Annotated in this window: 23 protein-coding genes and 1 pseudogene; 11 read left to right on the forward strand and 13 right to left on the reverse strand. The window is 63.7% G+C overall.

Annotated elements, in window-relative coordinates; genetic code table 11:
* From DB708_RS22985 to DB708_RS23015, 7 genes are all read right to left on the reverse strand, one after another.
* Positions 1-867, reverse strand: coding sequence for an alpha/beta fold hydrolase (locus DB708_RS22985; RefSeq protein ID WP_108925784.1), 867 nt, complete (start codon positions 865-867; stop codon positions 1-3).
* 15 nt (positions 868-882) lie between these two features.
* On the reverse strand, positions 883-1,281 hold the full coding sequence (locus DB708_RS22990) for a Rieske (2Fe-2S) protein (RefSeq protein ID WP_108925785.1): 399 nt from the start codon (positions 1,279-1,281) through the stop codon (positions 883-885).
* 1 nt (position 1,282) lies between these two features.
* Positions 1,283-2,428: an amidohydrolase family protein gene (locus DB708_RS22995; RefSeq protein WP_108925786.1), complete on the reverse strand. Its 1,146-nt coding sequence runs from the start codon at positions 2,426-2,428 to the stop codon at positions 1,283-1,285.
* 29 nt (positions 2,429-2,457) lie between these two features.
* The gene (locus tag DB708_RS23000) at positions 2,458-3,549 is read right to left on the reverse strand and encodes an amidohydrolase family protein (RefSeq protein WP_108925865.1); all 1,092 of its coding nucleotides are present in this window, start codon (positions 3,547-3,549) and stop codon (positions 2,458-2,460) included.
* Between the two features lie 291 nt (positions 3,550-3,840).
* Positions 3,841-4,740 (reverse strand): NAD(P)-dependent oxidoreductase, encoded by a 900-nt coding sequence (locus DB708_RS23005; RefSeq protein WP_261859531.1) that lies wholly within the window; start codon positions 4,738-4,740, stop codon positions 3,841-3,843.
* Positions 4,741-4,745: 5 nt separating this feature from the next.
* Positions 4,746-5,138 carry a carboxymuconolactone decarboxylase family protein gene (locus tag DB708_RS23010; RefSeq protein ID WP_108925788.1) on the reverse strand — a complete coding sequence of 131 codons (393 nt, stop codon included), beginning with the start codon at positions 5,136-5,138 and terminating at the stop codon, positions 4,746-4,748.
* Positions 5,139-5,168: 30 nt separating this feature from the next.
* Entirely contained in the window at positions 5,169-6,593 is a 1,425-nt protein-coding gene (locus DB708_RS23015; RefSeq protein WP_108925789.1) for an aldehyde dehydrogenase family protein, read from the reverse strand.
* Positions 6,594-6,653: 60 nt separating this feature from the next.
* Between DB708_RS23015 and DB708_RS23020 the strand changes: the two genes are divergently transcribed.
* The 7 genes from DB708_RS23020 (at position 6,654) to DB708_RS23050 (ending at position 13,836) form a co-directional block, all read left to right on the forward strand.
* Entirely contained in the window at positions 6,654-7,286 is a 633-nt protein-coding gene (locus DB708_RS23020) for a TetR/AcrR family transcriptional regulator (RefSeq protein WP_261859530.1), read from the forward strand.
* 7 nt (positions 7,287-7,293) lie between these two features.
* A complete protein-coding gene (locus DB708_RS23025) occupies positions 7,294-8,031 on the forward strand; it encodes an alpha/beta fold hydrolase (RefSeq protein WP_108925791.1) in 738 nt (245 codons plus the stop codon).
* Between the two features lie 80 nt (positions 8,032-8,111).
* A complete protein-coding gene (locus DB708_RS23030; RefSeq protein ID WP_108925792.1) occupies positions 8,112-9,452 on the forward strand; it encodes a hypothetical protein in 1,341 nt (446 codons plus the stop codon).
* On the forward strand, positions 9,449-10,858 hold the full coding sequence (locus DB708_RS23035; RefSeq protein ID WP_108925793.1) for an acyl-CoA reductase: 1,410 nt from the start codon (positions 9,449-9,451) through the stop codon (positions 10,856-10,858). Before DB708_RS23030 ends, DB708_RS23035 begins: the two co-directional genes overlap by 4 nt.
* A gap of 36 nt (positions 10,859-10,894) precedes the next feature.
* Positions 10,895-11,551, forward strand: coding sequence for a nitroreductase family protein (locus DB708_RS23040; RefSeq protein WP_108925866.1), 657 nt, complete (start codon positions 10,895-10,897; stop codon positions 11,549-11,551).
* Positions 11,552-11,678: 127 nt separating this feature from the next.
* The gene (locus DB708_RS23045; RefSeq protein WP_108925794.1) at positions 11,679-12,677 is read left to right on the forward strand and encodes an acyl-CoA dehydrogenase family protein; all 999 of its coding nucleotides are present in this window, start codon (positions 11,679-11,681) and stop codon (positions 12,675-12,677) included.
* Positions 12,661-13,836 carry an acyl-CoA dehydrogenase family protein gene (locus DB708_RS23050; RefSeq protein ID WP_108925795.1) on the forward strand — a complete coding sequence of 392 codons (1,176 nt, stop codon included), beginning with the start codon at positions 12,661-12,663 and terminating at the stop codon, positions 13,834-13,836. Before DB708_RS23045 ends, DB708_RS23050 begins: the two co-directional genes overlap by 17 nt.
* Before the next feature lie 17 nt (positions 13,837-13,853).
* Here DB708_RS23050 and DB708_RS23055 read toward each other — a convergent pair whose 3' ends face one another.
* The 6 genes from DB708_RS23055 to DB708_RS23080 form a co-directional block, all read right to left on the reverse strand.
* A complete protein-coding gene (locus DB708_RS23055) occupies positions 13,854-14,426 on the reverse strand; it encodes a hypothetical protein (RefSeq protein ID WP_108925796.1) in 573 nt (190 codons plus the stop codon).
* Complete coding sequence (locus DB708_RS23060) at positions 14,423-15,286, reverse strand: hypothetical protein (protein ID WP_108925797.1); 864 nt, start codon at positions 15,284-15,286, stop codon at positions 14,423-14,425. The genes DB708_RS23055 and DB708_RS23060 overlap by 4 nt, the downstream gene beginning before the upstream one ends.
* Before the next feature lie 55 nt (positions 15,287-15,341).
* On the reverse strand, positions 15,342-15,785 hold the full coding sequence (locus DB708_RS23065) for a hypothetical protein (RefSeq protein WP_201263598.1): 444 nt from the start codon (positions 15,783-15,785) through the stop codon (positions 15,342-15,344).
* Between the two features lie 97 nt (positions 15,786-15,882).
* Complete coding sequence (locus DB708_RS23070) at positions 15,883-17,247, reverse strand: cytochrome P450 (RefSeq protein WP_108925798.1); 1,365 nt, start codon at positions 17,245-17,247, stop codon at positions 15,883-15,885.
* 14 nt (positions 17,248-17,261) lie between these two features.
* Positions 17,262-17,462, reverse strand: a complete 201-nt coding sequence (locus DB708_RS23075; RefSeq protein WP_108925799.1) for a ferredoxin — start codon at positions 17,460-17,462, stop codon at positions 17,262-17,264.
* 61 nt (positions 17,463-17,523) lie between these two features.
* Entirely contained in the window at positions 17,524-18,225 is a 702-nt protein-coding gene (locus tag DB708_RS23080; protein WP_108925800.1) for an SDR family NAD(P)-dependent oxidoreductase, read from the reverse strand.
* Positions 18,226-18,598: 373 nt separating this feature from the next.
* Between DB708_RS23080 and DB708_RS23085 the strand changes: the two are divergent.
* From DB708_RS23085 to DB708_RS23100, 4 genes and pseudogenes are all read left to right on the forward strand, one after another.
* Positions 18,599-18,892, forward strand: a pseudogene (locus DB708_RS23085) (aldehyde dehydrogenase family protein); the annotation flags it as partial.
* Positions 18,889-20,094, forward strand: a complete 1,206-nt coding sequence (locus DB708_RS23090; RefSeq protein ID WP_108925801.1) for a CaiB/BaiF CoA transferase family protein — start codon at positions 18,889-18,891, stop codon at positions 20,092-20,094. The pseudogene DB708_RS23085 and the gene DB708_RS23090, both read left to right, overlap by 4 nt.
* A gap of 373 nt (positions 20,095-20,467) precedes the next feature.
* A complete protein-coding gene (locus tag DB708_RS23095) occupies positions 20,468-21,286 on the forward strand; it encodes an MlaE family ABC transporter permease (protein ID WP_108925802.1) in 819 nt (272 codons plus the stop codon).
* A 9-nt stretch (positions 21,287-21,295) separates the two neighbouring features.
* Positions 21,296-22,141: an ABC transporter permease gene (locus DB708_RS23100; RefSeq protein WP_108925803.1), complete on the forward strand. Its 846-nt coding sequence runs from the start codon at positions 21,296-21,298 to the stop codon at positions 22,139-22,141.
* Positions 22,142-22,145: the final 4 nt, after the last annotated feature.

The following is a 22,145-nucleotide window of genomic DNA, read 5'->3' on the forward strand; positions in this document are numbered from 1 at the left end:
TTACGAGTCCAGGAACTCAAGAATCGGGGGCGCCGCCTGCACCCAGGTGTCGAACATGTTGAAGTGCTTCACCCGGCCCGCCGCGCGGTCCTCGGATGCACGCTCCCAGGCGTCCTCGGGCCACGGCGGGTCGATCAGTTTTGATCCCTTGATCAGGCAGCTGACTTCCAACGACGTCCGCTTGGGGTGATCCATGTCGTTCTCGCCGCCGCGAATGATCAACGTGGGAACCTTGATCCGATCGAACATTTCGTCTTCGACACCGGGGATCGTCTGCCCCGGCTTGGATACGAAGGCGTTGAGCCAGCGCAGCATGATCTTGAGGAAGTCGGCGGATTCGAAGTCGAGGAACCGTTGCTTGTTTTTCGGGTTCTCCGCGATCCGGTCGCGCCATTCCTGCACTCCGACCACGCCGTCCATTCCGGTGCCTCGCACCGCGAGAATGCTGGGGATGATGTAGAAGGAACCGAGCACAAAGCTGCCGTAAATGCCGCCGACGATGTTCCACACCACGAGCTTGGTGACCATCTCGGGGTAGAGCATCGTGGTCAACATGGAATCCCTTGCGCCGCCAGATCCCCCGGCGAGGATGCAGCGTTCGAACCCCAGCCCCGTCACCAGCTCGTGCAGCGTCTCGGCGCGCATGTGCGATTCGCTCTGCCCGTAGAACTGCACATCGGATGCTCCGCAATTGGGCCGGTCCCATAGCAGCACCCGATAGCCGCCCGCGGCAAGTGCCTCCGCGAGCGGACGTAGGCCTTCGATTTCCTTACTGAACCGTCCGCCCGGCGTCAGGGCAATGAGATCGCCTGCATCCCCGAGGATTTCGTAGACGACATTTCCCCCGTTGATCTCAATTGAAGGCACGCGATTCTCCTGTAGTTAGGCCTGAACCAGAACGTCGTCGCCGACGACACGCACCGGATAGGTGCGGATGCTCCACTCCGGCTTGACCGCCGTGGTGCCGGTCGCCAGCTCGAAACCCCATTGGTGCCAGGGGCAGTAGATGTATTCCAGATCGCGCACCATCACCGCGTCACCCGGCGCCGTCTCGTCGACGATCGTGCGTCCCCGGGCGCGTCCCGAACACAGCGGCCCGCCTTGGTGGGGGCAGTAATTTGCGATCGCGTAGAAGGCGCCGTTGACGTTGTACACACCCACGCCGTGGCGTCCGATCGGCACCAACTTGTGTGTGCCCGGCGGAATCTCATCTACGGTGGCGACAATGTGCTCGCGGCCCTGGGCGAGGCGTGGCTCGGGCCGTTTGGTTTCTTCCGTCAACTCAGAGCACCCGGGTCTGACCCTCGAGCACCGGGACGGTCTCGGGCAGGTGATAGGTGGCGATGCCGTTTTTGTACATCACCGCGTCGCGGGCGTGCTTGGGCAGGTGCTTGACCAACCAGCGCGGGTCATCGAATGTCCAGTGCGGGTAGTCCGACGAGAACAGCAGGATCTTCTCGCACTCCATCCATTCCAGCGCGCGGGTCAGCTCGGTCTTGTCTTCGGGATAGTCCAGCGGCTGGGTGGTGAACTTGATGTGGTCCTTGACGTAGTCGGACGGCTTGCGCTTGATGTCGACCCAGGACTTGCGTGCCTGGTAGATCGCGTCCATCCGCCACATCAGCGGCAGGATCCAGCTGAACGCGTGCTCAACGAAGACGATCCGCAGCGTGGGGAACCGGTCGAAGACGCCGTCGAAGATCAGGCTCATCACCTGGTTCGCGGCCAGCAGCGAGTAGGTCACCATGAAGTCGTGGTTATAGCTGGGGAATCCGACCGGCGGGATCGGTAGCTCGTCGAACTGGCTGCGCGACAGGTGGCAGCTCACGGTGATGTCGTGCTTGGTGGCGGCCGCCCAGATCGGGTCGTATTTCGGGTGGCCCCAGGAAGGCCGCGGCTCGGCCTTGATCAGAATCTGAGCCATGAATGGGTGCCCGGCCCATTTTTCGATCTCGCGCGCGGACTCTTCCGGCTCCTCGATGGCGGCACAAATCGAACCGCGCCAGCGCTCGTGCCAGTTGTTGTGACTGTCCAGCCAGTGATTGGCCTGCCATTCGTTCAAGGCGGCCGACATCGCGTGCTGCGCTTCGGGCAGACGCGCCGGGTAGGCGGCCGGTTCCAGGATCGCGATGTCGGAGCCGGCCTCCATGATCAGCTGGCGAAACGCCATGTCCGGGTCGCTGCAAGGGAATTCGCCATCGGCGGGGAAGGCGTCCACGCGCATCGCATAGGAGTGCGCGTAGTCGGGGGCGTCGTAGTAAATCTGTTCACCGACAGTGCGGGTGAGGAAATACTTACTGCGCCAGGGCTCGGGGATGTACGGGACGAGCTCGCCGCGCTTGGGTGCCGGGTGGACATCCGAATCGACGCATCGGACGGCTATACGCTCGGTAGCGGGAACCCGCTCCTGCGAATGGGTCAACGTCATCTGGGTCTCCTCAGTCTGCCGCGTTACATCTACTGTGCGCCCACCCCAGCAGGGATGTCTATGCCGTAGAGCTGCGCCGCGTTGCGCCAGCACAGCTTTTCGCGCTGTTCGGCGGACAGGGCGCTGGGCAGCTTCAAGACATCACCGCACTGCCAGTGTGGGTAACTCGAGCCGAACATCACCATGTCGTCCTTGCCGGTGAAGCCGAACCATTCGCCGGCGAACTCGGTGTCGCCGGGACCGTCGAGGCTGCCCTGCACGAAATACACGTGACCGGGCAGGTAGTCGCTGGGGATCCGCGGCGCCCAGGGCGTTTGCTCGAGGTGTGGCCGGCCGAACGTGTCCATCCGCCACATGAAGGGCGTGATGAAGTCCGCGGCGCCATCGCCCCAGACGAACTTGAGGCCGTCGAAGCGTTCGAACACTCCCTCGGCGATCAGGTTCATCAGGTGGTACAGGTAATTCAGCGCCATGAAGCTGACGTACTGCTCGTAGGTCCGGGTGTTGCCGTTGGGCGTCGGCGGAAAGGCGATGCCTGAGCCGACTTCGATGTGCGCGGCCACCGGAAGGCCGGCGTCGGCCGCGGCCTCCCACAGTGGCCAGAACTGCGGTTTGCCGTAGACCTCGCGGGATTGCAGCGGGACGCCGATCTGAACCACGCGCGGATGGTTACGCCATTTCTCGATCTCGCGCAGCGCTCCGGTGATGTCGTCGGGATTCACCCGGATGGTGCCGCGGAACCGGTCACCGTACTGAGCAGATTCCAGCCAGTTCGACACCATCATCTCGTTGTGCGCGGCGTGCAGCGCGCTACCCAGGTGCCGGTCCGGCATGATGCCCCGGCCCGCCGGATGCAGCACCGCAATGTCGACTCCGCGCTTCGAAAACAGCTCATTGCCAACGAATTCCGGATCCGAGCCGGGGTACTGGCGATTGGGGCCCTCGGTGTTGGGCGCGTACTCGCCACCCGGTGCGCCATACCAGTCCATCTCGTAGTCGGGGAACCCGCGGCTCTTGAACGGCTCACGCAGGGTCTGCCGGAGCGCTTTGTTGGATGGGAAGAAGATGTGCACGCTCGCGTCGATGAGTGGCGTGCTGGTCCCGTCAGCGTGTTCGATCACGGCAGCCACCCTTCGTTTCCGGTAGCCGAGGTGAGCCAAGCCCGGTCATAAGATAGATAATCTAACATTCTTGTCGGCTGTCGATCAATGGATTTCCGGTAAGCGTCTCGGTTAACGATATTCCCTGGTAATCGCTGCTATTGCCACCATCAGAGCAATCGTCGTTCTTCAATCCGGATAATACCATTCTCAACCCTTGTTGGAGGGTGGCTGCCGTGGTGGCGCGATTGCCTCGCCGCGGCCGGGCTCACCGCGTAGGCGTTACAGAGTCGCCGATCAATGTCACGCCGGTTATTTCGGGCCTCGGCCGTCGACGGTGACACCGGCCGCCTTTTCGAACGGCTTGATGACGGTCGTGAAATCCGCGTCGGCGCCTTCGTCGAGTGCGGCGGTCTCCCAGAGCCGGCCAATCGTCTCGGCGACGTCGACCGGCACGCCGAGCGCTTTGGCCTCGTCCAGATAGAGCCGGACATCTTTGACCATCAACCCGGTGGCAAAGCCGTAGTCGAAAGTGCGAGGCAGTATCGCGCGCGGAAACTTGTCCCGACTGGCGCTCGTTGCGCCCGAGCCCGCATTGAGAACTTCGACCATCACGGCCGGGTCGAGACCGGCCTTGACGCCCATCACGACGACTTCTGATGTCGCGGCCAAGACGTTGGCCGCGAGGATGTTGTTGGCGAGCTTCATCGTTTGCGCCGACCCGGGCTTCTCGCCGATGTAGAACGGGCGGCCGATCGCCTCGAGTACCGGTCGTATGACGTCGAATTCGTTGCGCGGGCCGGAAACCATGACGGCGAGCGCGCCCTTTTCGGCCCCTCCGACACCGCCGCTGACTGGGCTGTCGAGCGCGGCGATGCCTCGTTGCGACAGCAGGTCATGGATCTGCGCGGCCGTTCGGCTGCCGACGGTTGACAAGTCGACATAGCGCTTGACCCGCGAGCCGCCGATCACGCCCGCGGCCCCGGTGGCGACCTCGAGTGACACCGCCGGCGACGGAAGACTGGCCAGCACCGTTTCCGTGCGATCGGCGACCTCTTTGGCCGACGATGCGGCGTGCCCGCCGAGCGAGACGATGCGCTCGATTGCCGTGCTGTTCGTGTCGAAGGCGATGACATCATTTCCTTCGCTGATAAGGCGGGATGCTATGGGAAAGCCCATGTTTCCCAACCCGATGAACCCAATTTCGGTCACGGCGACTAGCCCTCGTCCGCGGTCTGGTCCAATTCGGCGAACACCTCACGCGCGATCCGGAAGCTGTCGACAGCGGCCGGGACACCGGCATAAATGGCCACTTGTAGAAAGATCTCGCAGATCTCTTCGCGACTGACGCCGTTGGTCAGCGCCCCCTTGATATGCGTGCGTAATTCATTCGGCCGGTTGAGGATCGGGATCATCGCCAAGTTGAGCATGCTGCGTGTCTTGCGGGGCAATCCTTCTCGGCCCCACACCCCGCCCCAGCAGTACTCGGTAACGAGATCCTGCAGTGGCTTGGTGAAGTCGTCGGCGTCGGCCAGTGCCCGGTTGACGTATGCCTCCCCCAGCACAGCAGAGCGAATCTCTAGTCCCCGCTGGTATGTTTCGCGATCCAAGGTCTTCTCCTTATGTCTGAGGTCTGCGCGTTAGAGGCGCACGACTACGGTCTTGGTGGCGGTGAACATGTCCAGGGCCTCATAGCCCTTCTCCCGGCCGTATCCGGATTTCTTGAAACCTCCAAACGGCAATTCCACTCCGCCGCCGGCGCCGTAGGTATTGACGTAGACCTGACCCGCCCGGATCTCCGCGGCGAGCCGATGTGCGCGGGAAAGGTCGTTCGTCCACACCGCGCCGAGCAGCCCGTAAGGTGTCCCGTTGGCCAAGCTGATCGCCTCGTCCTCGTCGACGAATCTGTTCACGGTCAGCACCGGGCCGAAGATCTCTTCTTGGGCGATGGTCTCCGCGGGATCGACGTCGGTGATCACCGTGGGTGCGAAATAGGCACCGTCGGCCAGTTTCGGGTCCTGCGGTGGTGCACCGCCGCACAGTATTTCGCCCTTGACGTTGCCGGCGACCATCGATGCCACCCGCTGCTGTTGCTTGCGGGATACCAGCGGCCCGAGATCGGGGTCGTCGAGCCCCGGCCCGATCGTCGCCAACTGCAGCCGATGGCAAACCATTTCGACCAATGTGTCGTGAACGGAGTCATGCACCAGCAGCCGCGATCCGGCCGAGCAGATTTGACCGGCGTTCTGCAGGATTGCCTTCGCGACCGATTCCGCGGCGCGCTCCAACTGCGCGTCGGGGAACACGATCTGCGGCGATTTGCCACCCAACTCCAGGGTGGTGGGCACGACCCGGTCGGCGGCCGCGTGGGCGATCAACGAGCCGATCTGGGTGGATCCGACGAAGCCTACGTGGTCGACATCGGGGTGCGCCGCCAATTCGGCGCCGGCCTCGGCGCCGATTCCGGTCACCACGTTGAATACGCCAGCCGGCAAGCCCGCTTCAATCGCGAGCCGCGCTAATTCAACTGTGGTGCGCGGTGTTTCGTCGGCAGGCTTGGCCACAGAGCAGTTACCCGCCGCGATCGCGGGGGCCACGGCCCGGGCCAGTAGCTGCATCGGGTAGTTCCAGGCGACAATGTGCCCGGTTACTCCGAACGGCTCCCGTCGGGTGTAAACGTGCAGATCCGTTGTCAGCGGGATGGTTTGGCCATAGTAGGAGTCGATCGCGTGGCCGTAAAAGCGGAAATAGCGCGCGGCGACTGTCGCATCGGCGGCCGCCTGGGTCAGCGGCTTTCCGGTATCTTCGCTTTCGATTCGGGCTAACCGGTCGCGGTGTTCTTCGATCAGATCGGCGATCCGCGTCAACAGCGTGGCTCGCTGCTCCGGCGATGTGTCCCGCCATCGTTTGGATGCCGCCGCGGCGGCCCGGACGGCGCGATCGACCTCGTCACCACCGCCGCGTGCCACCGCCCCGAGGGATCGGCCGGTGGCCGGGTCGATGTTGTCGTACACGTCAGACGAGGCCACCGATGCGCCGTCGATGAAGGACTGTGTGATGGTCACGGTGACCCCTTGACTTGATTCGTCGTGCCAACGGTTATCTACACGTTAATGTATATTTCCATGGTCACGACGACCCGGCGTGGGCGGCCGACTCAGGCCGAATCCAAAAAGCTACAACAAAAGTTGCGCAATGCGGCCGTCGCGACATTCGTCAAGCACGGCTACGACGGCACCAGCATGGACGCCATCGCCAAAGCGGCCGGCATCACGCGGCGCACGCTCTATGCGCGCTATCCCGACAAACGAGCGGTTTTCCTCGATGTGATTCCCTGGGCGCTCACTCGCAGGACCGAACGCGAAGCCGCACCAGAAATCGATGGCGGCGACCTGCGTGCCGCCCTGGTCACCGTCGGTCGGGCCGGTCTTGCGCGGGCGATCGATCCTGACATCGTGCGTTTGAAACGGATCGCAATGAACGAGTCGGCACGGTTTCCCGAATTCGCGGTCAGCGCGCACTCGATGACTTGGTCGCCACGCCACCGACAGGTGATGGATTTGCTTCGCCATCACCAGGACGCCGGAGTTATCGAGGTGGACGATCTCGAGTTGGCCGCGGGCCATTTCATCGCCGCGGTCGAACATTTGCCCGCGCGGTTGGCGGACAGCGGTATTTACCGCAGTCCGGAGGAGGAGGAGCGCCACTTACAACACGCCGTGGACCTTTTCCTGCGCGGCATCGCGCGGCGCGATTGAGCTTGTGATGGCGCGGCCTGGGTTGGTACTGGTGCACGGCGGAGCGCATGCCGCCGATTGCTGGGATCTTACGATTGCCGAATTATCCCGGCAGGAACCAGAATTGCCGGTCCTCGCGGTCGATCTGCCCGGCCGCGGCAGCAGGCCGGCGGATCTGACGACCGTCACCGTCACCGACTGGGTGAACTCCGCGGTCGCCGATATCGACGACGCCGGCCTCCGCGATGTTGTGATCGTGGGGCATTCGATGGGCGGACTGACCGTACCGGGCATCGTGGCGAAGCTGGGGGCCGCGCGAGTACGCGAGATGATCCTGTTGGCGGCGTTCGTGCCGCCGCAGGGGTCATCGGTGGTCCAGACGCTGCGTGGACCCCTGGTCCCGTTGGCGCGATCGGCGGGCCGGATTCATAGATCGTTTCCAATGCCAAGGGCCATAGCACGTTTCGCCTTCTGCAATGGCATGACCCGCGAGCAACGCGCGCTGGCGATGTCGCGACTGTGCCTGGAATCGCCGAACGTTATCTTCGAACCGGCTGACCGCAGCGACTTGCCCGGCGAGGTGCCGCGGACGTGGATCATGACGCTGGCCGATCGAGCACTGTCGTCGCGCCAACAGCTCGGCGCGATCGAATCCCTCGGCGGCGTCGACACGATGATCTGTGTCGATGCCTGCCATGACGTGATGTTCTCTCGCCCAGGATGGCTGGCCACCACCTTGGCCGACCGCTGCCGGTCGTATCGGTGATGTTCCCGCCTCGACCGAGCGGCGACATTAATATACAGTGACGTGTACTTAATGACGCTGCTGTCAGAGAGGAGTCACAGATGACATCTGCGACCGAACGGCTGGTCGGGCTGGTCGGGGCGAAGGAGTGCTTCGACATCCCGGCCGCCGAACTGCTGCCAGTGCAACTGGAGGCCGCCAACGAACGGCTGCAAAGCCAGGCCGAATGTATTCCGCTGCTGAATAACCGCGCGGGCGGCGTCACGGAGATCAAGCAGCCGAGCGACCTGGTGCCACTGCTCTTCGCGCACACCACGTACAAGACCTACTCGGAAGGTTGGCTCAACGAGGGGCAGTGGGACCGGATGGGCAAGTGGCTGGCCACCGTGTCCACCCGCGCGGTCGACGGCCTCGACACCGCCGGCGTGCAGACGCTCGACGACTGGATCAAGCAGCTGGAGACCGTCGGCCACTACCTGTCCTGTTCCAGCGGCACCACCGGGAAACCGGCCATGCTGTCCTGTACCGAGGGCGACATCGAACTGTCGGGGCGAATCAACATCGAGGCGCTGCTGTGGGCGACGGGCTTGACGCGCGGCGAGGACCGCAAATTCGTAGGCCTGGGACCACAATTCGCCGCGCCGCGCGAGGACGCGATCCGGCAGGCGATGGTCGACTGCTTCTCTTCGAAGTATCCGTCGTACCAGTTCGGCGACGGCGAACCGATCACGGTCGGGTCGATGGTGGACATCATCACGCTGCGGCGCAAGCTCTCCGACGGCACCGCGCGTCCTAGCGAGATCGCGGAGTTCGAACGCATCGCCACACGGCGGGCCAGCGATATGGACACTTCGGCCCAGAAGGCGGTCGACGCGGTGATCGAGGCCCGCGACCTGCCACTGTTGGGCGCCGGGATGTTCGCCACGCTTTATCAGATCGCCGAAGGCATCCGCGCCAACGGGCACGGGGGCGATGATTTCAATTCCGACAACGCGCTCATGGTCGCGGGCGGACTCAAAGGTGCTGCCCTACCGGAGAATTACCGCGAGTACGTGCTGGAGACGTTCAACGTCGCCGAAGAGCGGCTCTTTCACGCGTACAGCATGCGTGAGATCAACGCGGTGTTCCCGTTGTGCCATGCCGAGCGATATCACGTCTCGCCCTGGGTGATCGTGCTGCCGCTCGATACCGCGGGCGAGCAGCTGCTGGATCCCGGTGACGGTGAGATCGAGGCTCGGGCCGCGTTTTTCGACGCGTCGCTCGAAGGCCGCTGGGGTGGCGTGATCAGCGGGGACCGGGTCAGCGTCAGTTACGCGAAATGCCCATGCGGGCATCAGGGTCCGACGGTGGGCCGCGAGATCACCCGGTACGCCGACCTGCCCGGCGGCGACAAGATCACCTGCGCCGGCAGCATCGACGCCTATGTGCGAGGCGTGGCATGACCACGTTGCCGGCGCCCCATTTCGTGCAGGGCGTACTGGTCGAAGGGGACGCCGTTCGTCACCGATCACGCGATCTTGGCGCTGACTTCGTCACTCCTGCAATCGATCTCGATGCGCTGGTGCTCCCGCGCGCGCAGCTGCCGCCGCTGCTGGAGGTGAAGCTGGCCGAAATCATCGACTTCCTGGTCGAGACCGGCGAACGCCTGCAGCTGGATCGCAACCCGCACCTGCAGGAATGCCTAGAGCTGATCGCGGCCACCAATCCCTTGCCCCGGCGGGTGGTGGAGAACCTCTACCGCCAGGCCCCGTACTTCTTGAACAGACGGCTGCTGGAAAGCATCGTCGATTCGAACTTTGCTAACCGCGAAGCGCTCGACGGCTGGGTCGAGCGGGTCGACGGACACGGCAACAAGGGGGCGGTGCGCGCCTTCCCGCCGCGCATGGTGCACATGCTGGCGGGCAATGCCCCGTCGGGATGTGTGTCATCGATCGCGCAGGGGGCGTTGGTCAAGGCCGTCAATCTGTTCAAGATGCCCTCGAGCGACCCGTTCACCACGGTGGCGGTGCTGCGCACCATGGCCGAGATCGACCCGAAACAACCAGTGGTGCAGTCGATGTCAGCTGTGTACTGGCAAGGTGGGGACACGGTGATCGAGCGCACCCTGTACCGCCCGCAGTACTTCGACAAAATCGTCGCCTGGGGCGGCGGCGACGCGATCAACAACGTGATCCAGTATCTCGGGCCCGGGATTCAGCTGATCTCGTTCGACCCGAAGTCATCGATCTCGATGATCGGTCGTGAAGTATTCGACTCGCAGGAGACCATCGCCGATGTGGCCGATCGGTTGGCCGCCGACACCACCGTGTTCAACCAGGAGGCCTGTCTGGCCAGCCGCTACGCCTTCGTGGAAAGTCAACGACCCCAAGTCGAATCGCTCTGCGTCGCACTCGCGGAGCGGCTGAACGTGGATCGCGATTTCGCCTCGGCCATCGGCCCGGCGCTGCCGGCGGAGGTGCGCGAAGAGATCCAGGTGGCCGAAGCGATGGGCGATCTCAAAGTGTGGGGCGGCTTCGACGGCCGCGGCTTGGTGATCCTGTCGGACCGGCCAGTCGAATTTCAGCCCGGCAACAAGACCTCCAATGTCGTGATGGTCGAATCGCTCGACGACGCCGTCCGCCACGTCAACGTCGCCACCCAGACCATCGGGATCTATCCCGACGAGCGTAAGGCGCAATTGCGCGACCGGTTGGCCAGTCAAGGGGCGCAACGGTTGTGCCGCTTGGGAACCGCGAACGCCCATGTGCTGGGAAGTCCGCACGACGCGATGTATCCGCTGCAGCGATTCGTGCACTGGATGGGTGATGACGACATCACCCAGCGATGGGCGCTACCCGCCGCGCGCTAGGTTGCATCTGATGGCCCGTGCCGAAAGGGAGTGACCATGACGGGAGCGAGCAGCGACGTCTGGGAAGTGATGTCGACGGCCCGGACGATCCGGCGCTTCACCGACGAACCGGTCGACGACTTCACGCTGGCGCAGTGCCTGGAAGCGGCCCGATGGGCTCCGTCGGGCGCCAACGCGCAAGGCTGGCGCTTCGTCGTGCTGCGCTCGCCCGAGCAGCGGGCCGTCGTGGCCAAGGCTGCGGCCCACGCCCTGGAAGTGATCGAGCCGGTCTACGGAATGACACGGCCCGCCGACGACGACAACAGCCGCCGTGCCCGTACCTACCGCGCGACCTACGAATTGCACGACCGGGCTGGGGAATTCACCTCGGTCTTGTTCGCGCAGCAGCACTATCCGACGGCATCCGAACTGCTGCTCGGCGGTTCGATCTTTCCCGCCATGCAGAACTTCCTGCTGGCCGCTCGTGCCCAGGGCCTCGGGGCGTGCATGACCAGCTGGGCCTCCTACGGCGGGGAGCAGCTGCTGCGCGACGCCATCGGGGTGCCCGAGGGCTGGCTGGTTGCCGGCCACATCGTCATCGGGTGGCCCGAGGGTAAGCACGGTCCGCTTCGTCGCCGCCCGCTTGCCGAGTTCGTCAATCTCGACCACTGGGACGAGTCCGCCAGCGGTCTTTTTGCAGCTCCTGCGGGCTGACCGGCGAACTGAGCCGGCACGCCTCGGTTAACGCTCATCGATACGCCATACGCCGAATTCGAGATTATTACTTCCGGAAGCGAGAATGGTATTCTCGCGAGGGCGGTGACGACAGGAGGCGGCCCCGATGCTGTTGGAGTTCGATGCTGATCAGCGACTGTGGCAGGACACGGTGCGGGACGCCGTCGCAAAGCAGTGCCCGCCCTCGCTGGTGCGGAGCGTGGCCGAGGATGGCGTAGACCCGAGCCCACTGTGGAAGTCGTATGTCGATCAGGGCTGGACCGAGCTGAACGAATCGGACAGCGCCGTGGAGCTGGCCATCGTGCTCGAAGAGCTCGGCCGCGCAACCGATCCCACGCCGTTCCTGGCGACGATGAGCCAGTTCGCGCCGCTTGCCGGCGACCGGTTCGACCCACACCAGTCGGGTACCGCGGTGTACAGTGGGGTCGCGGCGCATCGCGACGCGCAGGGCTGGGTGCTGGATGGCACCGCGCGCCACGTATTGGACGGTGATCGCGCGGACCGGCTGGCCGTGGTGACCGACGCCGGGGTGTTCCTCGTGGCGTCCAGTCAGGTGTCGGCCCGGCGTGCATCGGTGTTCGACCCGGTGTTGCATGTCGCCGACCTGTCGTTCGCGGAGGTTCGGGTGCCCGACAGCGAGCGGCTGACCGTGGACGCGGAGCGTGCTCATCATTTCGCGCTGACCGGCCTGGCCATCACGATGGTCGGCGCCTGCCAACGCATCCTCGACCTGGTGCTCGAACACGTCAAAAGCCGTCAGCAATTCGGCGTGGCGATCGGCTCGTTCCAGGCCGTGCAGCACAAGGCCGCCGACATGCACGTCGCGGTCGAACGCGCTCGCGCACTGGCCTACTTCGCCGCGTTGACGATCGCCGCCGACGATCCCCGTCGCCGGCTGGCGGCCGCGATGGCCAAAGCCTCGGCAGGGGAATGCCAGTCGCTGGTATTCCGGCACGGCCTACAGTTGCACGGCGCGATGGGCTTCACGTGGGAGAACGACCTGCAGTTCGCGCTGAAACGGGCCAAAGCCGGTGAGCTGCTGCTCGGCAGCGCCGCCGAGCACCGGGCGCGGATCGCGGAGGAATACCGTGCAGCTCACTTTTGATTCCGACGTCGAGGAGTTCCGGGCCGAGTTCTCGGCCTTCCTCGACGAGAATCTGCCTCCCGCAAGCGAAACGCTCGAGCGTCCGCGGTCGGTCTCGCACATGCCGCAGTGGGCACGCGACTGGCAGCGGCTGCTGTTCGACAACGGTTGGCTGCTGCCCAGCCAGCCACCGGAATTCGGCGGACGCAATGCCGGCGTCATTCAGCAATTCGTGTACTTGCAGGAACTGAGCCGCCGCCGGATCTACCACAGCTTCAACCCGCAGGGCGTGAATATTGTTGGCGCATCGCTGTTGTCGTTCGGCAGTGACGAGCAGAAGCGGCGCTGGGCGGTGCCGATCCTGCGCGCCGAGATCACCGCGTCACTCGGAATGAGCGAACCGAGCGCGGGCTCCGATCTGGCGTCGTTGCGTACCCGTGCGGTGCTTGACGGCGATCACTTCGTGGTCAACGGGCAGAAGGTGTGGACCTCGGGCGCCCACGATGCCGACGTCCTGCTGACGTTCGTGCGGACGAACCCAGATGCCCCGAAGCACAAGGGAATCAGCGTGCTGATCATCCCCACCGACACCCCGGGTCTGGTGCGCCGGCCGTTCCCGTCGATCTGCGGTGTCGACGATCTGGACTTCAACGAGGTCTTCTTCACCGACGTGCGGGTGCCCGCGGAGAATCTGGTTGGCGAGATCGACCAGGGCTGGCGGGTGGCCAACGGCTCGCTGGGGCATGAGCGCACGATGATGTGGCTGGGGTTCGCCGATCGACTCGACAACATGATCGACGACTTCCACCCCAGCACCGAGGTCGAGCGCGACCAGTACGCCAGCACGATCATGGACAAGCAGGCGCTGCGCCTGCTGGGTTCGGTGGCTTTGGCCCGCGCGTCGCGCGGCGAAGACGACGTGGCCGCGATCTCGGTGCTCAAGCTGCTCGGGTCCGAGGCCGAGCTGCGCGGCATGGATCTTGCGCTGACGTCCGCGGGATCTGACGGGCTCGTGCATCCCGGTCTGACCGGGCCGTACGCGCACATGAACCTCGACCATTACTTCGCCAGCTGGTTCGAGCGTTATGCGCGAAGCTTTTCCGGCACCATCGCCGGTGGGACGTCGGAAATCCAGCGCAACATCATCGCCCAGCGGGTGCTCGGTTTACCGCGCGGCTAACGCTTAGGCGCCACCTGCTAGACCGGCTCGAATTTGGTGATCAGCCAGTTGCCGTTGACTCGGGTCAAGCTCACCAGCACGCTGCTGGAGGCCATCGAGGGGTCGGGGTTGTCCTTGCTGGTGGTGCTCTGGTCGACCAACACCAGCACGACGGCCGAATCCGGATGCAGTTCCTGAACCGCGGCCCCCAACACCCGAGCACTGGTTTTCAGTGACTTCTGTTTGGCCGCCGGAGCCACGATCTGTTCGGTGAATTGGTTGTAGTACGACAAGAAGTCCCCGGACAGGTGAGACTTGGCGGCCGCGAAGTCTTTGTCGAGTGAGTCGGGGGAGTAGGACAGCAACGCGACCGTTCCGTCGGACGCCGAACTGACGACTGCGCTCGCGACGCTGGCGTCGGTTTGTTTGTCGGGCCGGTACTCCTTGAAGTACAGCCACGCCGCCGCACCACCGGAAATCAGCAGCAGCGAAATCAGAATAACGGGAACGACTTTCACCTTGCGTCGCGCGGGTGGTTCGCTACGTTCACTGCGTTCTGTTTGGTCGGAAGAGTCTTCGGTGTCGTCGATGCTGCCGTTGTCCTCGCTCATGGAATGAAGTCCACTTTGGACATCTTGTATTGCCCGCCGTCGTCTGTGACGGTCACCCGGAGCCGCCATCTGCGTGGTTCGTCTTTGGCGCCCGCGGCGTTGGTGATCCGCGAAGTCGCCGCGACGAGCACCAACGCGGAGTTTCCGTCGATGGATTGCACGGCCGCAGCATTCACGGTTCCGACAGTGACCACTTTGGACTGTTCGACGACGGTCGTGAAATCCTTTGCGCGCTGCGCGAAATCGTCCCTGAACTGGCCGGTCGAGCTGTCGATCACCCGCTGCACGTCCTCCTTGGCCCTATTGAAATCCAAGGAAGTCATGTTGACGACACCTTGTCTGGCCCCCGCGATGAAGTTCGCGACGCGCTGGTTTCGCTCGGTGATCTCGTGACGCTGCCACACCATGTATCCACTGGCCCCGACGAAGGCGCAGATGAGGATGATGACGGCCGCTTTCCACGTCACCGACAGTGATGGCCATCGCAGACGTCGCCCGGAGCGGGCCGGTTTGGATTCCGATTCTGTATCTTCAGGCGTTTCGTCGGAGACATCTTCTTCTTTTTCTTCGGTCTCCGCCTCGTCGGCGGCACTTACGTCCTCATCGGTGTCGGTGTCGGTTGCGTCTTCATCCGAGGCTTCGTCGGCCGGGGCTTCTTCGGTTTCAGCCTCTGTCTCAGCCTCTGCCTCGGTCTCTTCTTGGGCCTGCACTTCACGCCGGAGCCGTGCGGCCCGGGCGCGGGCGCGCGCCGCGGCAGCCAGCGCTTCGGCTTCGGCGGCCTCCGCCTCGGCCTCCGCGATCAACGCCAAGGTGTCGGCTTTTGATTTGGCATCTTGCGGCGGCTTCTTCGCCTCAGCCATCGTCCTTACTCCCCGTCGCCCTCATGAGCGACTGGCTCGTCTACGTCTCACGCGGCTACCATCGCACGAGCTGGAACGGATAGGTGTTACTGCCCCCCGGTCCGCCACCACAGCCCGTGTCGAATGTGGAGACGACCTCACCCGCCAGCGTTACCGCATCCCACGAGTAAACGTCGTGCGAGGGAAAGAACTGGACCGTGCAGCGCACACCGTCGGGCACATCGACGACCATGGTGTAGCGACCGTTCGACAGGTGCGCGTCCGACTTCCAGGGTGCTGCTTGCCCGTTGGGTTGCGGCACCCCTTGAATGGTCAGGCATCCCGGCGCTTTGGGAGTGCACGTGCCGAGGGCCCAGACCCACATGTGGCCGGGATCCCGGTCTGTTACCACCCGGTAATTGGCGATGATCATGTCCGCGTGGGCCGTCGGCGTGACGGTCAGCGCGGCCATTGCCAGCGCGAAGCTTACTGCGAAAGTCTTCACCTGTGCGTCTCCCATCTCTGCACGCGCTTGGGCCTGAATATAGAGGGCAGCCGTGCTGAACAGAGCTACTCGGAAAAATTGGAGCACTCGACAGCCGGTTCGTCCAGCCCTCCTAGTCGATGACGGCGATTTCCGTGCGCTCGGTGACGGGCAGAGCCAGCTGCTGCTCGTCGCAGATGCGTTGCAACTTCTCGAGCGTCTCGTCGAGTCCCGCCCCGAACTTGGGGCCGGGGGTGAAGGTGGCCGGAAGTTTGCGCATGCCCTGGATCACGCCGATGGTCTCGTAGTGGACGGTGCCTTCGGAGTCGCAGCGGTAGTCGGGCATCCGATCGAGAACCGCCGTCACCATCGACTTGAACACCGTACGCGCCACATTCGACCCTTTGCACCGATGCAATCCGAGGCCAAAGCTGAAGTGCCGGTTGCCTTTACGGTCAAGGACAATATCGTCCGGGTCGGCGAACAGTGCTGGGTCGCGGTTGGCCATGGCCCACGAAATCCACAGCCGCTCACCCTCTTTGAACTGATTGCCGTCGAGTTCAACGTCTTCGGCAAAGGTCCTGCCGTCGCCGGCGGCCGGGGTGAAATAACGCAGGAATTCTTCGGTCGCCGGGTCGAGCAGGGCGTCGCGATTCTCAGACAGCCGCTCGCGCTCGTCGGGATGTTCCGAAAGCCATTCCAGTGTGTGGGCCGTCAGCGCCGTGGTGGTGTCGAAGCCCCCGCCAATGACCAGGCCGAGGTTGCCGAGAATTTCCAGATCCGGGGCGGGCTCGCCGTCAATTCGCATCTGCAGCAATCCATTGACGATGCCGGGCCGCGGGTTCTCGCGAATCTCGAGCATGGTGTTGACCATGTCGAGGCCCATCTCCCGGTGCATCGCGGTGACCTTCTCGATGTCAGGGGAGTGCTCGGGGGTGTAGACGGCCGCGTGCACCGGCTCGCTGTAGAGGTTCCACTTCTTCAGCGGAATGCCCAGCATCGCCAGTGTCAGAACGGCAGGCACGATGTTGGCCAGGTCGTCGACGAAGTCGATGCTGCCGCCTTCGATCTTCTCGTCGAGGCAGGCGCGAGTGATGTCGTGGATAAACGGTTCCCAGCGCTTGACCGCCGCCGGCGACAGGTAGGGGTTCAACACGTTGCGGTAGGTGCGGTGGTCGGGCTCGTCCATCTCGAGGATGCCGCCGCGCACGGCGCTGACGCGGCTGGCAGTCGGGATCGAAATCCCTTTGTAGCCGCTGCGTTCGTTGTGGATGTCGTGATCGTTGGAGACCACGGGGCAGCGTGCCAGCTCGAAAACCTCGTGGCTACCTGCCGCGACCCAGTGTCCACCGTAGGTCTCGGACCACGCCATCGGACACTTGGCGTGCATCTCCTCGGTGATCTGCTTGAACTGTGACCGATACTCCGACGCGTTTCGGTCGAAGTGGTACGTCGGCTTTTGACCGTTGCTATCGCTCGCGACGTCGTCGACACTCAACGTGCTGTCTCCCTTTAGGTCTCGTCGGTGATCATGATCGCCTGCTCCGGGCACGATTGCGCGGCCTCGCGAACCTGGTCCTCTTGGTCGGCCGGGACCACTTCGTTGACCGCCGACGAACTACCGTCAATGTCGCTGAGCTCGAATGAATCCGGCGCAATCATCGCGCACAGGGTGTGGCCCTGGCAGCGTTCTGAATCAACCCAGACCTTCACGATGTCTCCTCCTGGGGCTGCGGTGTGGCTGGCGTTACGGTAGTCCCGACGACGGCGTCACTCAGGTGTTTCGACCACCGTTGACGCCCAATATCTGCCCGGTGATGTAGCCGGCTTCCTCGGATATCAGGAATGCGCAGGCGGCGGCGATGTCTTCGGGCTTGCCGATCCGGCGCACCGGGGTCCGGGCGATGGTCTCGTCGATGTCGCCGAGATAGCCGCGTTGCTCGGCGCTGCGCAGCATCGGGGTGTCGATGAAGCCGGGCGGCACCGCATTGACCGTGATGCCGCTAGGGCCGTACTCGAGAGCCAGTGATTTGGTGAGCCCATTGACCGCCGTTTTGGCCGCGACATAGTGAGACATATAGGGAGCGCCGGAATGTGTGCTCGACGACGAGATGTTGACGATTCGCCCCCACCCCGCCTCGACCATGTCGGGCAGCACCGCTTGAGTCATGTGGAAGACCCCGTGCAGGTTGACGTCGACGACGCGTTGCCAGTCCTCGAACGTGATGTTGCTGAACCGCTTGAATCCGTCCAGGCCCGCGGCGTTGACCAGAATCGCCACCGGCCCCAATTGCGCGCGGATCGCCGACAGTGCGGCATCCACCTGGGGCCTGTCCGTCACGTCGGCGGTGAAAGATAGCTCGGCGTCCGAGGGCTTGAGATCGATGGTCGCGACGTCGAGGCCGTCGGCGCGCAGCCGATGCGCGACCGCTAGGCCGATTCCGGATCCGCCGCCGGTGACCACCGCGGTCTTCACGCCGAGGCCCCTGGGCTAAATGCGGCCGTCTCAGTCAAAAAGAATCTCCTTCGCAATTATGAGAACCTTACTCTCACGGCGAAGTGGCGTGCAACATCCGGATGAAACGCGCTGCTGCCTGGGCCGGGGCTGGTCACACGCTATCGCCCCTGCTTTTAGGGTGCCGGTCAGCCCCCTTGTCTCATTCCTGTGACTTTCTTGAATTCTCGAGACTCGAATGTAAGATTCGCCCGGGAAGAGAATGAAATTTTCGTGACCGTCACCACAAGAGGAGCCGGATGCCAGCGCAGGTCACAGTGTCGGACGTCGCCGAAACCGCAGGCTCCGGGTTCGACCGCCGACTGCTGATCGATGGTCGGTTCGGTGGCAAGCGGTGCTCGTCGTGATCGCGTTGGACGATGACGACGACGCGGTGCGCATCGCAAACAACTCGGTGTACGGACTCGCGGGTGCGGTGTTCAGTCGCAACCAGGATCGGGCACTCGCTGTGGCACGCCGGATCCGGACCGGATCGTTTTCGATCAACGGCGGCAATTACTTCGGAGCGGATAGTCCGTTCGGGGGCTTCAAGCAGTCCGGTGTTGGCCGCGAGACGGGCGTCGCCGGTCTCGAAGAGTTCTTGGAGCGCAAGACGTTTGCCGTTCCGGTGATGGGAGGCAACAAATGAGGCCGTTGGAAGGCATTCGCGTTCTCGAAGTCGCCATGTACGGGTTCGTCCCGTCGGCGGGCGCCGTGTTGGCGGAGTGGGGTGCCGATGTGGTCAAAGTCGAGCACGCGGTGACGGGCGACCCGCAGCGTGGACTTCGGCAGACCGGCATGTTGCGCGTCGAAGGCGATCCGAATCCGAACATCGAGCACGCCAACCGCGGCAAGCGCAGTGTCGGACTCGACATGTCGGTTCCCGAGGGCAAGGAAGTCCTCTACGAGTTGGCCCGGCGCTCGGACGTGTTCTTGACCAGCTTCCTGCCCGGGGCCCGGCAGAAGTTCGGCATCGACGTCGACGACATCAGGGCGGTGAACCCGTCGATCATCTACGCGCGGGGCAGCGCGCTCGGCCCGCGCGGTGAAGAGGCGGCCAAGGGCGGCTACGACATGACCGCGTTCTGGTGCCGGGCCGGAACGGCCGCCACCATCACCCCGATGGGGATGCCCGGCATGATCGCTCCGCCGGGACCTGCCTACGGCGACACCATCTCTGGGACCAACCTCGCTGGAGGCATTGCGGCCGCATTGCTTAAGCGCGAACGCTCCGGCGAGCCGTCCGTCGTCGACGTGTCGTTGCTGGGCAGTGGATTGTGGTCGATGGGGCACACCGTCGCATTGACCAAGCATCTGAATCAGCGACTGGAGGCACCGCCACCCGGCGTGCACGGCGCACCCAACAACCCGTTGGTAGGGCTGTACACGACATCGGATGGCCGCTACATCTCCTTCGTGATGATGCAGCCGACGAAGTTCTGGGCCGACGTTTGCCGCCACGTCGACCTGCCTGAGCTGGCTGACGATCCCCGGTTCGTCACCATCGACCAGATCACCGCCAACACGGCAGAAGCCGTCGAGATCTTGACCAAGGCCATCGCAACCCGCACGCTAGCCGAGTGGAGCGAACGCTTTGCCACGCTGGCCGGGCCCTGGGCCCCGGTCCAGGACACACTGCAGGCAGCCGATGACTCGCAGATTCGGGCCAACGAATATGTCGTCCGGGCAGGCGAACTCGACCTGGTCGCTAACCCCGTCCAGTTCGACGTCACCGCACCGCAAACCGGGCCTGCACCCGGATTCGCGGAACAAACCGACGAAATCCTGCTGGAATTGGGACTCGATTGGGACCGCATTATCGAGCTCAAGACGGCCGGCGCCGTCACGTAGAACCGGAGCAGCCTTAATGTCTCAGCCCACCAACAAAAGTGACGCTTCCTGTTCGCGCGCTGCGGTTACAGGTTGTGCAATAACGATTCTGCGTTTTTGCTCCACCTTGGACTCGGCATGAGTCATAATCTCGGAACGCTTCAAGACGCCGGGCTCTTCGTTTTGATGCGCCCACTCGCGCGACTGAACGGAGACACAGGCGTGAGGAAGGGAAGTGCTGCGCCGCCAGTCATGAACGCTGAATTTCGACTGCTCCCCGCGCATTTCGTGATCGACAGCATCCCCTCGAGATCGTCGGCTGAGCCGAATTTACCTCAGCCGTTGCGCAACAACAAGACTGCCAGTCTCGTAGCTTGGGAAGGGGTCGACGCCGATGGCGACTAAGGGCCCAGACCACTGGACAACGGGATTGCCGCAGTTGAAGTTGAAATGGGACATCTCGGGGCCCATGCAGGCAGTCGGAGCCTTGTTCGCGATGTCGGCCGACGCGGTCAAGTTCGTCTTCGTCCGGCCGTTCCAGTGGCGGGAATTCTTGGACCAGTCCTGGTTTGTCGCGCGGGTGGCGCTGGCTCCCACCCTGTTGGTAGCGATCCCGTTTACGGTCCTCGTCAGCTTCACGCTCAACATCCTTTTGCGTGAACTAGGTGCGGCGGATCTATCCGGCGCGGGTGCCGCATTCGGTGCAGTCACCCAGCTCGGCCCGCTGGTCACGGTTTTGATCGTGGCGGGCGCGGGTGCTACGGCAATGTGCGCGGACCTGGGGTCGCGAACAATTCGCGAAGAAATCGACGCCATGGAAGTGCTGGGCATCAACCCGGTGCAGCGGTTGGTCACACCGCGCATGTTGGCTTCCGGGTTAGTGGCCTTCCTGCTCAACAGCCTCGTTGTCATTATCGGAGTCCTCGGCGGCTACGTCTTTTCGGTGTTTGTGCAAGACGTCAATCCCGGCGCGTTCGCCGCGGGTATCACCTTGCTCACCGGCGTGCCCGAGGTGGTCATTTCATGTGTCAAGGCAGCCCTTTTCGGCCTCATCGCCGGGTTGGTCGCCTGCTATCGGGGTTTGTCGATCACCGGCGGGGGCGCCAAGGCCGTTGGCAACGCGGTGAACGAAACCGTGGTTTATGCCTTCATGTCCCTATTCGTCGTCAACGTGGTCGTCACCGCGATCGGCATCAAGATGACGGCGAAGTAGGGACTGCCGATGGCGCTGAGGGGCGTATACCCGCGATTGACCCGCCAACTCGAGAGGCCGGTCGCCTCGTTGGGCCGGATCGGCGACCACACCCTGTTCTACAGTCGAGCCCTCGCCGGGGTGCCCTTCGCGGCCACTCGTTACCGGCACGAGGTGATTCGTTTGATCGCCGAGATCAGCATGGGCGCGGGCACTTTGGCGATGATCGGCGGGACCGTCGTGATCGTCGGCTTCCTGACGCTGGCGGCGGGCGGCACACTGGCTATTCAGGGATACACCTCGCTGGGCAATATCGGCATCGAGGCGCTGACGGGCTTTCTGTCCGCCTTCATCAACGTGCGTATCGCGGCACCGGTGGTTGCCGGGATCGGTCTGGCGGCAACCTTCGGCGCCGGCGTGACTGCTCAGCTGGGCGCTATGCGGATCAACGAAGAAATCGATGCGCTGGAGAGCATGGCTATTCGGCCGGTTTCCTATTTAGTGAGCACCAGGATCCTGGCGGGCATGCTGGCTATCACGCCGTTGTACAGCGTCGCCGTAATCCTGTCGTTCGTGGCCAGCCAGTTCACCACGACGTTCTTGCTCGGCCAGTCGCAGGGTTTGTACCAGCACTACTTCAACACCTTCCTGAACCCGATCGACTTGTTGTGGTCGTTCCTGCAGGCCATCCTGATGGCGCTCACCATCCTGCTGATCCACACGTACTACGGCTATTTCGCTTCGGGCGGGCCGGCCGGCGTCGGTGTCGCGACCGGTAACGCGGTGCGCACCTCGCTCATCGTCGTGGTGTCGGTGACGCTGCTGGTCTCGCTGTCTATCTACGGTTCCAACGGCAACTTCAACCTGTCCGGTTAGCAGA

The organism is Mycobacterium montefiorense (assembly GCF_003112775.1).
GTDB lineage: Bacteria > Actinomycetota > Actinomycetes > Mycobacteriales > Mycobacteriaceae > Mycobacterium > Mycobacterium montefiorense.

Bases quoted from the DNA above. Each gene is read 5' to 3' on its own strand.
- DB708_RS22995 (WP_108925786.1), bottom strand. From the start codon at position 2,428: ATGACGTTGACCCATTCGCAGGAGCGGGTTCCCGCTACCGAGCGTATA.
- DB708_RS23020 (WP_261859530.1), top strand. From the start codon at position 6,654: ATGGTCACGACGACCCGGCGTGGGCGGCCGACTCAGGCCGAATCCAAA.
- DB708_RS23025 (WP_108925791.1), top strand. From the start codon at position 7,294: ATGGCGCGGCCTGGGTTGGTACTGGTGCACGGCGGAGCGCATGCCGCC.
- DB708_RS23030 (WP_108925792.1), top strand. From the start codon at position 8,112: ATGACATCTGCGACCGAACGGCTGGTCGGGCTGGTCGGGGCGAAGGAG.
- DB708_RS23035 (WP_108925793.1), top strand. From the start codon at position 9,449: ATGACCACGTTGCCGGCGCCCCATTTCGTGCAGGGCGTACTGGTCGAA.
- DB708_RS23040 (WP_108925866.1), top strand. From the start codon at position 10,895: ATGACGGGAGCGAGCAGCGACGTCTGGGAAGTGATGTCGACGGCCCGG.
- DB708_RS23045 (WP_108925794.1), top strand. From the start codon at position 11,679: ATGCTGTTGGAGTTCGATGCTGATCAGCGACTGTGGCAGGACACGGTG.
- DB708_RS23055 (WP_108925796.1), bottom strand. From the start codon at position 14,426: ATGAGCGAGGACAACGGCAGCATCGACGACACCGAAGACTCTTCCGAC.
- DB708_RS23060 (WP_108925797.1), bottom strand. From the start codon at position 15,286: ATGGCTGAGGCGAAGAAGCCGCCGCAAGATGCCAAATCAAAAGCCGAC.
- DB708_RS23065 (WP_201263598.1), bottom strand. From the start codon at position 15,785: ATGGGAGACGCACAGGTGAAGACTTTCGCAGTAAGCTTCGCGCTGGCA.
- DB708_RS23090 (WP_108925801.1), top strand. From the start codon at position 18,889: ATGAGGCCGTTGGAAGGCATTCGCGTTCTCGAAGTCGCCATGTACGGG.
- DB708_RS23095 (WP_108925802.1), top strand. From the start codon at position 20,468: ATGGCGACTAAGGGCCCAGACCACTGGACAACGGGATTGCCGCAGTTG.
- DB708_RS23100 (WP_108925803.1), top strand. From the start codon at position 21,296: ATGGCGCTGAGGGGCGTATACCCGCGATTGACCCGCCAACTCGAGAGG.